Annotated in this window: 14 protein-coding genes; all 14 read right to left on the bottom strand. The window is 66.2% G+C overall.

Features of this window, described 5'->3' with window-relative positions; genetic code table 11:
• Window positions 1-48: 48 nt before the first annotated feature.
• From ACFY68_RS09785 to ACFY68_RS09720, 14 genes are read right to left on the bottom strand one after another with little or no spacing between them, the layout of a single operon-like run.
• Window positions 49-330, bottom strand: a complete 282-nt coding sequence (locus ACFY68_RS09785; protein WP_387526499.1) for a YceK/YidQ family lipoprotein — start codon at window positions 328-330, stop codon at window positions 49-51.
• 44 nt (window positions 331-374) lie between these two features.
• Window positions 375-2,846: an alpha/beta fold hydrolase gene (locus tag ACFY68_RS09780; protein ID WP_387526171.1), complete on the bottom strand. Its 2,472-nt coding sequence runs from the start codon at window positions 2,844-2,846 to the stop codon at window positions 375-377.
• A gap of 9 nt (window positions 2,847-2,855) precedes the next feature.
• Window positions 2,856-4,298, bottom strand: coding sequence for a TIGR01777 family oxidoreductase (locus ACFY68_RS09775; protein ID WP_387526168.1), 1,443 nt, complete (start codon window positions 4,296-4,298; stop codon window positions 2,856-2,858).
• Complete coding sequence (locus tag ACFY68_RS09770) at window positions 4,291-4,776, bottom strand: cell division protein (RefSeq protein ID WP_387526165.1); 486 nt, start codon at window positions 4,774-4,776, stop codon at window positions 4,291-4,293. The genes ACFY68_RS09775 and ACFY68_RS09770 overlap by 8 nt, the downstream gene beginning before the upstream one ends.
• Before the next feature lie 51 nt (window positions 4,777-4,827).
• A complete protein-coding gene (gene gspD, locus ACFY68_RS09765) occupies window positions 4,828-7,062 on the bottom strand; it encodes a type II secretion system secretin GspD (protein WP_387526162.1) in 2,235 nt (744 codons plus the stop codon).
• Complete coding sequence (locus ACFY68_RS09760) at window positions 7,059-7,571, bottom strand: hypothetical protein (protein WP_387526159.1); 513 nt, start codon at window positions 7,569-7,571, stop codon at window positions 7,059-7,061. Before ACFY68_RS09760 ends, gspD begins: the two co-directional genes overlap by 4 nt.
• The gene (gene gspM, locus ACFY68_RS09755; RefSeq protein ID WP_387526157.1) at window positions 7,568-8,179 is read right to left on the bottom strand and encodes a type II secretion system protein GspM; all 612 of its coding nucleotides are present in this window, start codon (window positions 8,177-8,179) and stop codon (window positions 7,568-7,570) included. The genes ACFY68_RS09760 and gspM overlap by 4 nt, the downstream gene beginning before the upstream one ends.
• Window positions 8,163-9,200 carry a type II secretion system protein GspL gene (locus ACFY68_RS09750; protein ID WP_387526154.1) on the bottom strand — a complete coding sequence of 346 codons (1,038 nt, stop codon included), beginning with the start codon at window positions 9,198-9,200 and terminating at the stop codon, window positions 8,163-8,165. Before ACFY68_RS09750 ends, gspM begins: the two co-directional genes overlap by 17 nt.
• A complete protein-coding gene (locus tag ACFY68_RS09745; protein ID WP_387526151.1) occupies window positions 9,197-9,910 on the bottom strand; it encodes a type II secretion system minor pseudopilin GspK in 714 nt (237 codons plus the stop codon). Before ACFY68_RS09745 ends, ACFY68_RS09750 begins: the two co-directional genes overlap by 4 nt.
• Window positions 9,907-10,512, bottom strand: a complete 606-nt coding sequence (locus ACFY68_RS09740; protein ID WP_387526148.1) for a prepilin-type N-terminal cleavage/methylation domain-containing protein — start codon at window positions 10,510-10,512, stop codon at window positions 9,907-9,909. Before ACFY68_RS09740 ends, ACFY68_RS09745 begins: the two co-directional genes overlap by 4 nt.
• Complete coding sequence (locus ACFY68_RS09735) at window positions 10,509-10,871, bottom strand: type II secretion system protein (RefSeq protein ID WP_387526145.1); 363 nt, start codon at window positions 10,869-10,871, stop codon at window positions 10,509-10,511. Before ACFY68_RS09735 ends, ACFY68_RS09740 begins: the two co-directional genes overlap by 4 nt.
• Window positions 10,868-11,308, bottom strand: a complete 441-nt coding sequence (locus tag ACFY68_RS09730) for a GspH/FimT family pseudopilin (protein WP_387526143.1) — start codon at window positions 11,306-11,308, stop codon at window positions 10,868-10,870. The genes ACFY68_RS09735 and ACFY68_RS09730 overlap by 4 nt, the downstream gene beginning before the upstream one ends.
• A gap of 2 nt (window positions 11,309-11,310) precedes the next feature.
• On the bottom strand, window positions 11,311-11,733 hold the full coding sequence (gspG, locus tag ACFY68_RS09725) for a type II secretion system major pseudopilin GspG (RefSeq protein ID WP_387526140.1): 423 nt from the start codon (window positions 11,731-11,733) through the stop codon (window positions 11,311-11,313).
• 10 nt (window positions 11,734-11,743) lie between these two features.
• Window positions 11,744-12,943, bottom strand: coding sequence for a type II secretion system F family protein (locus ACFY68_RS09720; RefSeq protein ID WP_387526137.1), 1,200 nt, complete (start codon window positions 12,941-12,943; stop codon window positions 11,744-11,746).

Below are 12,943 nucleotides of genomic sequence, written 5' to 3'. Positions count from 1 at the left end.
CCCGGACGTGTTGCTTGGGATGATCCGGGCCTGGTGTAGGGGGGGCTGCTACATCACGTGGAGCGAGCCCCCGAGATCGCACTCCTTGTCATCGCCACCCATGCCCTGCGGTAGAAATGCGGTGAGATCGTAGGGCAGTAACACGGTATCCAGTGCGAAAGAAAACGGCACATCCACCAGCGCGATCCAGGCCCCGCTGTTCTCGGTGGCGAAGTTCCAACCCAAGCGCGTGCCCGGGTAGACGCAACGCTGCCCATCCAAATGCATGAACGTGCTCCAGCAGCCGCTCAGCGTGAGTGGCAACACCAGACCAAGTTGGGCCAGCAATATTTTTCGAACAGGTAGCATAAGGGTTGTCTTACAGTCCTTGTCGTTCAGGAGGCCCGTGGTGTGGCGAGGCCCGTGCCATGTGCCCCTACCAAGCGCAGTTCACCGTCATGCAAAAGCACCTCGCACCCCAGCCACTCGCTGCCCACCTGCGGGAGTACCGCGGACGGCTTGCGCAGTTCGCGCAGCAAGGTGGAACCATGGGACAGGCGCCCACCCATGCGCGCGATGACGGCGCGGGCGGCTTGATACTCAGCATGGCGGCCGGGGTCCAGGCTGTCTTCGAGGAGGATGTCCTGGCCCAGAATGCCTTGCACCTGGCCGGGGTAGATCATGAAGCCTGCGGCCTGTTCGCTGCCCTGGCTACCGTCCTGCCAGAAGCTGCCATCGCGGCTGCGCACCTGCGGGTGAGGGCCGAACCAGTGCGCCCGCTGTGCTTCGGGCATGGCATGGTGCAGGCGGAAGAAAATCCGCATCAGGTTGTCCCGGTACCACTCGCGTACCTGCAGGTAATAGCCGCGCAGGCCGGGCAGGCCGAGCCTGTGTGCGAGTGTGATGGAGGCTGGCCACGCCGGTAGCGGCTGCAGCGGCAGGTCGGTCAGGGCAGGGCGCGGGGTGCCGGGGTCTGTCTCCCAGGGCAGGCGGTGTGGGCTGTTCTGCAGGTTGTCGTAGGCGGTAGCCGGCCTGCCCAGCAGCGCGCCGCCACTGCTGGCCAGCGCCGTGGCGATGCACAGGTTGCCTTGCACTACGAAGACGTAGAAGCGACTGAACCAGTCGGCCAATTGTTGGCCATCGGCACCGTCGGCGCGCAGTTGCCCCAGCTCCTGGTCGAAACGTTGCAGCCCGGGTGCCAGGTTTTGCAGGTGAGCACGGGCACTGCGCTGCATGCGCCACAGCCGTGGCAGTGACCGCAGCAGACGCAGCGGGCGCCACGGCAGGGCCGGGGTTGCACCGCCCACTTCACCCGCATAGTTGGCGGCCGAGATGCCCCAGTCGGATAAACGCGCGAGGAACAAGTCGTTATTGATGTAAGAGGCACCGCCGAAAACGGCAGTGAAAGGCTCGTTGTCTTGCAGCACACGGCTGTCCCAGCGCGCCATGATCGCCGGGATGCTGGCGGCGGCGCGGCGTTGGCCATACTCGACGAAGCGGCTGGGCTGTGGCGGCAGAATTTCTGCGATGTTGGCCGAGGTCAGGTGGCGACGCCAGCCATGCTCGCTGATCGGCCGGTATTGCAGCAGCCACAGCTGCTGGCCGTCCCATGCCCACTCGACATCGCCCGGCACGTAGTGGAATGCCTTGAGCACACCCTGCAAGAAGCGCCACAGTGCGGTTGCTGTCAAACCATGCAGGGCTTGGAATGCACCGCTGCGCCAGGCAGGGCCGAGGCGCGAAAGCGTGGCCCGCTGTGGCGTCGCCTGGCCGTCGGCGAGGGCTTCCAGATGGCCTTCCAGCCACTCCACCTCCACGGCCAAGTGGCGAACGAAAGCGATGCCGGAAACCTGCGGGGTGATGAAGCGCTGCACCACCACTTCCTCAACCCCCTCGCTGCGTAATTGCCTGACGCGTGCTGCGACCTGGTCGCTGGGCACGCGCAAGTAAGTGGTGCTGAGGCCTGCGTTGGCGGCATCGGCCTGGTCTTCGCCATAGCTGGATGAACGCACGGCCCATAACGCGTTGGGGGCCGAAGCCAGGAGCGGGGGCAGGCGCGGGTCGGCGCTGTCAGCCAAGGTCACGGCCTTGGGCACCGGCTGCCCGGCAAGCTCGGCCAGGCGCAGGCGGCCGCCTTTGGTGTGGGCGACGAAGCCTTCAGGGCCGGATTCCAGCCAGGCGGCGAACGTGGCCGGTGCGTCGATCCACGGGTAGTGCCCCCAGCCAGCCTGCAAACTGATGCGCAGGTCGGCGCGGGCGAGTATCGCCGACCACGCTGCAGCCTGCGCGATACCCAGCACCTGGTCCTGGTCGCCCCATATCAGCTCGACCGGGTCGGTTATCCATTCCAGCAGCGGCAGCGCGGTGTCGGCACGCAGCTGGTCCCAGTAGGGCACAAAGGCCCTGCAACGGCGGTAGCCTTCGCCCATGCGGCGGTACTGCGCAGGTGTCCAGCGCTGCACGGAAAACTTGTGGGCGAACCAGTGCGGCTTATGGCTGAGCAGCCAATGGATGCCTTTGCGCAGGGGCAGCGGCGACATCAGGGCCGGCAGGCGACGTTGCCACAGAAATGCGCCGACCGGTGCCAGCAGTACGCTGCGGCTGAAATGCCCCGGGCGACGCTGCAGTGCATGCAGCACGATCAACGCGTTGACGCCGACCGCCAGGATAGCCTGGCCAGGGCGGGTAAGGCGCAGCAGCGCTTGCGCATAGTCGGCCAGGTCTGCGCAGGGCGGTTCTGGATTGTCACCGAACCCCGGCAACTCCAAGGCTTGGACCTGGTAGTGCTGAAAGTGCGGGATGGCATCCTCCCACCAGTCGGCGGCGCTACCATTGCCCGCCAGCAGGTACAACAAGGGCTTGCTCATGATTGCTCCTCAGGCCAGGTCACGCAGCGCGCTATCGAGCGTCGGGTAGTTGAAGCGGTAGCCCGACTGCTCAAGGCGAGCCGGCAACACGCGCTGGCCATCGAAGAACAGTTCGGCCATTTCGCCGGCCAGGGCACGCACCGGCGCTGCCGGGACATGCAGCCAGACGGGGCGCTTGAGCAGCTTGCCAGCGGTGGCAGCAAACTCGGCCTGGCTGACGGGCTCGGGTGCGACCATGTTGTAGGTGCCTTGCATTGAGGGGTCAGCCATCGCACGCGCCATCACCTGCAGCACATCGTCACGGTGCACCCAGCTGATGATCTGCTGGCCATCTCCCATGCGCCCGCCCATGCCCAGGCGCAACGGCATCAGCAAGGGCGTCAAGGCACCCCCGGGGCCGAATACCACGCCCAGGCGCAGGACTACCTGGCGAGTACCGAACTGGCTGGCAGGGCTGGCCGCCGCTTCCCAGCGTGCGCACAGCTCAGCCATGAACCCGGCACCTTTGTCGGACGTTTCGTCCAGGCGCTGGCTGCTTTCGCGCACGCCGTAATAGCCAATGGCAGAGGCTTGAATCCACAGGGCCGGCTTGTGCCTGGCCTGTTTCATCCAGCGCAGCAACGCCTCGGTGGTGCCCACTCGGCTGGCCAGTAGCTGAGCCTGGCGGCGGGCGGTCCAGCGTGGCCCGGCGACCGGAGCCCCGGCCAGGTTGATGACCACATCAAATCGCTCGTCGTGGCCGAGCTTGTCGAGGCTGCGCAAGCAGCGGGCGCGGCCGTCGAACAGATAAGCAGCGCGCAGTGGGTCGCGGGCGAGGACACTGACGGTATGCCCCGCATCAAGCAATTGGTTGACCAGGGTCTCACCGATAAAACCGGTACCACCGGTCACCAGCACCTGCTTGTAGGCACCGCCTGCAAAAGGGTTGGCCGGCAACCCTCTGCGCTGCATGCGCAGTGTGGCCAGTGCATCGCGCACACCCGAAGCCGTCACGCCCACGGCGAACAGCGTCAGCAACCAGCCGCGCCAGCCGAGGTCGAGTGCAGCCAGGCCAGTGGGCAGGCTGGACCACTGCAGCAGTTGCAGGCCGTACAGGGCGAAGAAGGCACCTGCGTTGATGGCCAACACGGTGTGCATGATGCGCTCGATGGCCGGCAGCTTGCGGCTGCGGTCCTCGACCACGAAGTCCCACAGTGTCAGGCCGATTTCCAGGGTGAACACGACGGCCACGATAACCGCCCAGACCCCTTGGAAGGCCACATGGGCGATGCCCAGAAACAGCACACCGTAGCAGCAGGAGCGCACCGCGTGGATGGCCAGCTCCAGGCGTGCACTGTGGCGTCGGGGCAAAGCAACGGTCAGCTCATGGTGGTAAAGCGTGTCGAGGGCGCCGAGCACCCCTTGTATCAGCAGCAGGTTGATGGCCCAGGTCAGGATCGGCAGATCAGCCACGTTCAAGTCCTTTCAAAGTGGTGGTGGGGCGGTCATGGCGGTAAAGCCACAGCAAAGGGGGCAGCAGGGCGAGCAACGCCAGGGCATCGATGACCAGGTGCGACCACATGCCGGCCTGCAGCGACACCAGCACGTCCTGGGGCGCCCATAGCACGATGCCGAACGCCAGCCACGCCCAGGCGCTGTGGCTGCGCAGGCGGTTGCCCAGGTGAATGAGGCCGAGCATGTACAGTGAGTAACTTTGCAGGGTGGCGCCAAACAGCGCGAGCCACCAGACCTGCTGGTGGCGGGCAGCTGCCGGGGCGGCCTGGCCCCAGAACGCCTGCTCGATACTCAGTTGATAGGTGCCAAGCAGCGCGGTATTGCCGGCCCAGGTCAGGCCCAGGCCTACTAGCAAGTGCACCAGCGCGGCCGCTTGCAGCCAGCCCACCAGTGCACGGCGCACACGGGCCTTGTGTGTAGATGAGGGGGGTAGCATTCCTTGTCCTGTCGGCTTCCATGGCGCCGGCCAGTTTACCCCAAGCCTGCCTCAGTGAGCGCCTGCCGATTGCAGCTTAAGCAGTTGCATCTGCTGACGGTAATCAGCCGTCACCTGCCGCGACTGTTCGGGGTTGTTCACCACCTTGGGCGTGATCAGCACGATCAACTCGGTGCGGTCACGGCTTTTCGAGGTGCTGCCGAACAGCCAGCCCATGCCGGGAATGCTCGAAAGGCCGGGCACGCGAGTATCGGACTGGCCGTTGTCCTGCTTGATCAGGCCGCCGAGCAGCACGGTCTGGCCGCTCTGCACGGCCACCTGGGTCGAGACGGCGCGGCTGGAAATACGTGGGTTGGGCTGGGTGGTGGTGACGGCGCTGTCGTCGGCGTCGCTGACCTGCTGCTGGATGTCCATGTACACCAGGCCACCGGGGTTGATCCGTGGCACCACGTCAAGGATCACGCCGGTCTGCACGTACTCGACGCTGCTCAGGGTAGTGTCGGAGGTGCTGGTGTTGACGGTGGTCTGGCTGATCGGGATGTTGTCGCCGACCTGGATCTGCGCCTGCTGGTTGTTCAGCACCACCAGTGACGGTGCCGAGAGCACCTGGGTCAGGCCGCGGGTTTCCAGGGCGCGCAAGGCGACCTGCAGGTTGTTGCTGACAAACGAATAGAACATCGAGCTGCTGCCCAGTGCGACGCCACCGGCACCCAGTGCGCCTTGGCTGCCGCTTTCGTTGGCGACGGTGGTGCTGGACGAGTTGCCGGCCAGGCGGCCCAGGTACCACTGCACGCCGAGGTCGAGGTCGCCGGTGAGCTTCACTTCAAGAATGCGCGTCTCGATCTGTACTTGCAGCGGCGGGCTGTCCAGGCGCTTGATCGCTGACTCGATCTCTTTCCATTGGGCCGGACGAGTCCTTACCAGCAGCTGGTTGCTGCTTTTCTGCGCGGTGATGCGTACCGATTCCTCAAGGCTCTTGGCCGAGGCGTCGCCGGGCTCGACGCTGCTGGTGTCGGTTTGTTCAGCGTCGTCGTACTCGTCGCCCGAGGTGTCTTCGCTGTTGTTCTCCTGGGTGCCCATGCCGCCCAGGCCTTGCGAGGACTGGCCTGCGGTACCGTTGAGCGAAGTCAGGCTAGTGGTTTTCAGCCCTGGCGCGACCTTCGCTGCCTTGTCATCGGCTATCTGCCCCGAGCCGTAGATCTGGCGCAGGTAACGCGCCAGGTCGGCGGCTTTCATGTTGCGCACGTCGTACACGAACAGCTGCGGTTCGTTGCCGCCACCCTCGTCGATGGTCCTGATCCAGTCGCCGACCTCCTGCAAATATTCCGGTTGTGCGGATATGGCGACGATCGAGTTGGTGCGCTCGTTAGGCATGAACCTGACCATGTCCGACAACGGCATGCCGCTGTCGGGGCCGAACAGCTTCTGCAGCTGCGGCATGAGTTCCGCTACCGAGGCGCGTTGCAAGCCATAAACGCCGATCGACATGCCTTTGAGCCAGTCGACATCGAAGGTGTCGATGGTGTCCTGATAGTTCGCCAGTTCATCCGGGGTGCCTGCCAGGCTGATCACATTGCGTGCAGGGTCCACCAGCAGGAAGGCGTTCTCGCGCACGAACGGCTTGAGCAGTTTCTGCATTTCGCTGGCGCCGATGTAGCGCAGCGGGTAGAGCCTGGCCGCCAAACCGCTGGCCGGCTGGGCGGCCGTGGTTTCGGGCACCAGCTTGCCGGCGACGGCCTTGTCTGCAGGCAGGATCACGTAGCGGTCACCCTGGCGGATCATGGCGTTGTCGGTCCACGACAGCAGCGTTTCCAGGATCGACAGCGCCTGCTGTTTGGTCACCGGCTTGGAGGTAGAGAAGCTCACGCTGCCTTTGACGCCTTGGCTGATGCTGTAGTTTTCGTGCAGCAGGTCGCCCATGACGCTGTTGATCACCGCCTCGATGGGTTGGTCGGTGAAGTTGAAAACGATGTCGCCTTGTTCGGCCTGGGCCTTTGATGCTGCGGGGGAGGCGGGGCGGATGAACCGCTGGTTGCCCTTGATGATCTGCCGCCCAGGCGCCGTGCGTGGGGTGGCGGCGCCAGGTGCGTCGGCGCTGCCTGCAGCGGGCATTTCGGCGCTGGCAGCGGGGGCAGGGTCGCCGGCGCCGTTCAAGGCTTGCTGCATCAGCGCCGGGTCGGTTTGCATGTCGCGCTGCGAGGTGGCGCATCCGGCCAAGGCAACGGCGACGCTCAGGCCGAGCAACGGGGTGAGCAGAGGGTTACGAGAAGCAAGTGGCATGGTCATGGGGTTTCAATACGCGGAAGGGTAATGGCGGAGGCCTTGGACGGCGGCGGCAGGCGCAGCACGGGCATGCTCAGGGTCTGGTTTTGCCCGGCACGGGTGAAGGTGGCGGTCAGCGGGGTCAGCTGGGTGAGGGCCCAGCCGCTGGCCAGCGTTGTGCCCAGTGCGACCTTGCTGGCGGGCTTGTTGCCTTCGCGCAGGAAGGCCCAGCGGGCCTGCCCGTCGAGCACCACACCGGTCAGGGTCAGGTTGGCCAGCGCAACGCTGTGCTGGCCTGGCTTGTGGGGGTCGGGCTGGCGGTCGACACTGAAGATGGGCTGGGCCCATGTTGTGGCGCGCACCGGCTGCGCCAGTTCAGCCAGCGCTGCCGGCGGCAGCCGGGCAGGCAGGGGTGCAGGCGGGTGCGCGGGTAGCCACTGGGGAGGGTTGGGGGCAAGCAGCAGCCAGGCACTGGCCAGCAGTGCACCCAGGTTGACGGTCAGCAGCACCAGGGTTGATCTGCGCAGCTTCATGAGGCGCTGCCTTCTGCCGATTGGGTGCGCAGGTAACCGCGTATCAGCAGGTGCACCTCCAGGCGCCCAGCGGGCCCTTTGGCCGGCGCCGCGGAGCTGCGACGGATGCTCAATTGGTCGATGAACAGGCTCGGCTGCCCGTACTCCAGCGCATGCAGCAGGGCGGCCAGTGGCTCGATGGCGCAGGTCAGCGTCAGGCTCACTTTTACCGGGCGATAAGGCTCGGCTTGTTCCTGCTCGGCCGGGGCGATGGGCATGCGCTGGGTGATGTCGCAACCCGGCCCAAGTTGCGCCTGGGCCTTGACCTGGTCGACGGCGTGCTGCATCAGGTCGGCGGCGACGGCGTTGGGGTCGTCGCCCGGCAGCAGGCTGTTGTGCTGGGCGGGGTCATTCTGGCTGCGCTTGAGTTGCGCCTGCAGGCCAGGCTGCTCGAGCATCAGGCTGGCATAGCGGCGTTGCTGTTGGCGCAGGGCCTGGGCTTGTGCATCAAGGCTGCGCAATGGGCCGAGCCACAGGCATTCGAATAGTACGTACCACGATACCCACACCAGCAGGCCAAGCAGGCCGAGGGCAGCAATCTTGCGTTCACGGTTAGTGAGCGGGCGCATTCGCCACCTCCTGTCTGAGCTGCGCGGTGATGGAAAAGCGCTCGCGGCCGGTAGCCTTGTCCGCCTGGATGACGCCCTGGAACTGCGCGTGCTCAAGCGTTGTGCAAGCCTTTACCTGGGCCAGCAAGGCGCTGGCGTGTGCGCTCTGGCCGGTGAACGTGACATGCGTACCATCGCGTACTTCCAGTTGCTCCACCCAGGTGTCACTGCCCAGGCAGGCAGTCAGGTTGGCCAGCAGCGCGGTGAGAGTTGGGCGTTGCGCCTTGAGGCTCGCCAGGTAGGTTGAGGCGCCCAGGGTGCTGTCGAGGGTTTGGCGCAACTGCTGCACCTGCTGGGTGGCCTGCCGCTGTACGGCAACCTCGCGCTGCATGGCCTCCACTTCGCCCTGGCGGCGGTCGAGCCATGCCGCTGCCAACAAAACCGTGCAGGCGCAGCAGCCGAGCCAGAGCCAGCGATTGAGCCTGCCGCGGCGGGCGAGCGCGCCGGCACTGCCGGTGGGTAGCAGGTCGATTGACAGGCGTTGGCCATGCGGGCCGAGGGCATCGATGCCGGTCAGTTGCACGCCCTGTTCGCCACAGGCCGCGAGCATGTCATCCAAGGCACTGCGGGCGATGGCCACCAGCTCGACCTGGGCCAGTGGTGCCCGGCGATGCACCACGCTGGCGACAAAATGCACCTGTTCGGCGGTGTATGGGGTGTACCGATCAATCTCGTAGGCCAGTACCTGCAGGAGGTTGCCGGTGGCCGCCAGCGGCAAGTCGATGCGCTGCGCCAGCACCTGCGACGTATCCAGCAGCAGCACCGCAGGGCCCTGTTCGCAGTGTGCGGGCAACGGCCACGCCAGTACTCGGGGCGTATTGCCAGTGGCCAGGCGTGAGGCCAGCGCAGGCGGCAGCATGCCCTGCAACTCGGCCAGCCAGGCAGCCAGCCAGCGCGAGGCAAGGCTGGTTTGCCAGCGTGCCTGGTACACCTGCCACTGGCTGCGCCACTGCGCCGCACAACGGGCGGCTACGCGGATCAATCCTGCCACCGCAACACCCGGTACGGCTTGCCGCCGGCATAGCCTGGCAGCAGCACGAAGGTGGCCTTGAGGCGTGAAGCAAAGCCGCTGGGCAGGGTGGCGGTGCTGGTGACGGTCAGAATCTGCCCGGCATCCAGCGCTGGCCCACGGTAGCGCGGCAGGCCGAGTGCTTTTGCCAGGGCCGGTGCGGCCAGGCTCGGGTCGGGTTGGGCAGTGCCCGACCAGACGGTGATGAAGGGCAGGGCGCGGTCATAGAGGGCATAGGACATGCCGGGCAGTTCGCGAAATTCTTCAAGCATTCGCAGGGGTACCTTGTTGCGCCTCTTCCTTAAAGCCTGAGTGATGGTTCTGGAGCGTTCGTCGCTGGCACCACTGGCGCGCAGCAATTGTTCCACTGAGGTGGCCGGTGCTGCGTTGAGGTCCAGCTTGCCGCGCTCGCTGACCACGCTGAGGTGCAGCGTGCTGTCAGCGAACCGCAGGGCGTGGTCGCTACCGTCGGCGAGCCAGCGTGCAGGGCCATCGGCGAGCAGGTTGGCCACGGCCAGGTTGAAACCTGCCTGGGCGGCGAACGCGGCCTGGGCCTGGTTGCCTTGCCAGCGCGCCTGGCGCTGCTGCAACTGCACCGAAACCGCCAGCCCGCCCAGCAGTACGCTCAGCAAACCGACCACCCAGAGCACCAGCAGCAGGGCCGCGCCGCGCTGTCGGCTCATGGCCGGCCACCGTCGCCGGACAGGTCGAGCAGCAGGTTGACCTGCAGCAGCGGCCACGCCTGGCTGCCCTGCAGCTGCACCGCCACGCGTACGGCTTGGGGCAAGCGCTCTGGCCAGGGCCACTGCGGTTGCCAGCCGGTGAGCTTGCCCAGCGGCGAGTAGCCGCGGTAGCTCAGCTGCAGCCCCTTGACCCCATCGAGCAAGCGTTGCGGTTCGCCCCAGGCCTGTAGCCGTTGGCCCTGAAGCCTGGCCAGCTGGACCTCCAGGCGCCCGTCACGCAGCCCTAGGCGCTGGCGGTAGATGCCGCCGCCCACCGAGCTGGGCAGGGTGGCAAAAAACACCACGCTGTCGTCCTTGCCTTCGAACGTCGTGGTGTGGGCGCCGTTGCCGGTGGCTGCAGCCAATGGCAGTACCTGGCTCAGCGACTGGCGCATAAAGCGTTGCGTGGCGCGCAGTTCGTCGAGCCTGGCGCTGGCGCTCTCGGCCTTGGCCACGGCGCGGTTGGCCGCCACCAGTGCGCCGCCGACCAGCCCGAGCAGCAACCCCAGCAGGCTGATCACCACCAGCACTTCGAGCAGGGTAAAACCGGCCTGGCGCTTCATTTATTGCCCCCGGCTACGCGAGCGCGCAGGGTGCTGTAGTGCGACGTGCGCCCGTTATCGCTCAGGGTGAGGTCCAGTTGGTAGAGCGCCAGGCGCGATGTGGCTGCCGGTACCTGGTTAACGTCGAGCACCCATTCGATGCCCTGCCAGCTGCCGCGTTGCTGGCCCACCGCGAGCTCACCGAGGTCGAAGTCGTCCATCAGCGAACGCGCCGCCGCGTTGTGTCGATCGCTGTTCTGCACCTGCACCAGCGCGCGGCTGCTTTGGGCAAATGCACCCAACAGGATGGACGACGCCACCACCAGCAGGGTGATGGCCGCCAGCATTTCCAGCAGGGTGAAACCGCGTTGACGGGTCATGGCAGTGCCCGCAACTGCACGCTGCCGGTCAGCCAGCTCACATCGATCCGCCAACGCGCCTGGCCACGGCTAACCAGAATGTTGCCGCCACTGGCTGCCCCGTCGGGGTAAAAATCGAACGCCGCGCCCAGGCCGCGAGCGGTCTGCAAGCGCACCGTAAAGTCTTCAGGCCAACCCTCTGGCTTGCGACCGGGTGCCTGCACCTGCCGGCGCTGCAGGTCGAACCGCGCCCGTACCGGGTGCCCGCTGGCAATGGCTTGCACGCGGGCGCTGCGCAGGGCTGAAACCATGTGCGCCAGCGCGCTGCGCTCGCTGGCGGCGTGCATGCCCCGGCCAATGCCCAGCGCCAGGACCGACGTGGCAACGCCGACCAGCACGATCACGACAAGCACTTCGAACAAGGTAAACCCGTGTTCGCGGGGCGGGCGCGCTGTCACGGTTACTCCCAGTTGCCCAGGTCGGCCTTGTAGCCTTCACCACCCGATGCGCCATCCTGGCCCAGGAAGATCAGGTCGAAACTGCCGTGGCTGCCGGGATAGTGGTAGGCGAATGGGTGGCCGAACGGGTCGAGCAGGTCCGAGGGTTTGGCATACGGCCCAGCCCAGCGGCTGGCGGTGGCAGGCTTGTTCAGCAACTGTTCGAGGTTGGCCGGTGGGGCGCCGACATCCAGGGCATAGCTTTCGATCTTCATGCTCAGGCTGGCCAGTTGCGCTTTGCCGGCGCCGTACTTGCCCTTGTCGACGTTGCCGCCGACTTGGCGCACGACGATGGTCGCGACGATACCCAGCAGTACGATCACGGCGAGCATTTCGAGCAGGGTGAAGCCCGCTTGACGGGCGTTGGGGCGTTGCTTGGTGCGCATGGGCAGGTTCCTAGATATTGCTGGTCAGGCTCATCAGCGGCAGCATGATGGCGAGCATGATTGCCGCCACCATCACCGCCATGACGATGGTCAGGGTCGGCACCAGCGCCGCCAGCAGGCGGTCGATGGTGCGTTTGGCTTCAAGGTCGTAGACATCGGCGACTTTGAGCAGCATGGCGCCGAGGGTGCCGGACTGTTCGCCGACTTCGATCATCTGCAGGGCAAGTTCCGGCAGCAGGGCGTCCGCCGTCAGCGCCAGGGTCAGGCTGCTGCCTTGTCTGACCTGCTCGGTGGTCACGGCAACGTGATCACGCAGGGCATGGTTGGCGCTGACCTCGCGGCCGATGGCCAGCGCGCCGAGCAGGCTGACGCTGTTGCTCAGCAGCGTGCCCAGGGTGCGCGCCAGGCGCGCGGTTTCGAGGCGCTGCAGCAGCGGGCCGAACATACGGTTGCGCCATAGGCGCCGGTCCTGCGTGATGCGCCGCTGCGGGTTGCGGCGGGCGGCCAGGCCAAGCCATGTGGCGCCGAGCAGCGTCAGCAGGCTGGCCAGGCCCCAGGCATTGACGAATTCGCCCAGCGCCAGCACGGCTCGGGTAACCCATGGGATGGGCACGCCCAGGTCCTGGAAGATGGGGACGAACTGCGGCACCACATAGGCCAGCAGCAGCGCCAGCGAACCGACCACCCCGATGACCAGAAATGCCGGGTAGATCAGCGCGTTGATCACTTCGCCGCGCAGCTTGTGGCTTTGCTCCAGGTAGCCATTGAGCTGCCCGAGGGTCACGTCCAGCACGCCGCCGGCCTCACCGGCACGCACCAGGCTGGTATAGAACGGCGAGAAACTGCCGGGGTGTTCTTCGAGGGCTGCGGACAACGGCACGCCTGCTTTAACCTGGTCGCGCACCCGTTCCAGCACGGCCCGCGCAGCGGGCCTGCGGACGTTCTTGACGACGGTGCCGAGCGCTTTGTCCAGCGGCTGGCCCGCGCTGATCAAGGTGGTGAGTTGTTGCGTGAGGGTGATCAGTTCGACCGGTTTGAACACGCTGCGCACCTTGCCCGGGCTCAGCAGGCGGCTGCCTGGCTTGAGGCTCAGAATCAGCAGGCCGCGGCGCTGCAACTGCTGCGCGGCGCTGGCGCGGTCGCCGGCATCCACTTCGCCATGCTGCTTGCGGCCTTCGCTGTCGAGTGCGCTGTAGGAAAAAATCGGCAC

Source organism: Pseudomonas sp. NPDC012596 (assembly GCF_042902325.1).
In the GTDB taxonomy this organism is placed as follows: Bacteria; Pseudomonadota; Gammaproteobacteria; order Pseudomonadales; family Pseudomonadaceae; genus Aquipseudomonas.
Note: the sequence above shows the minus strand (reverse complement) of the source record. Positions and strands in the feature narration are given on the sequence as shown.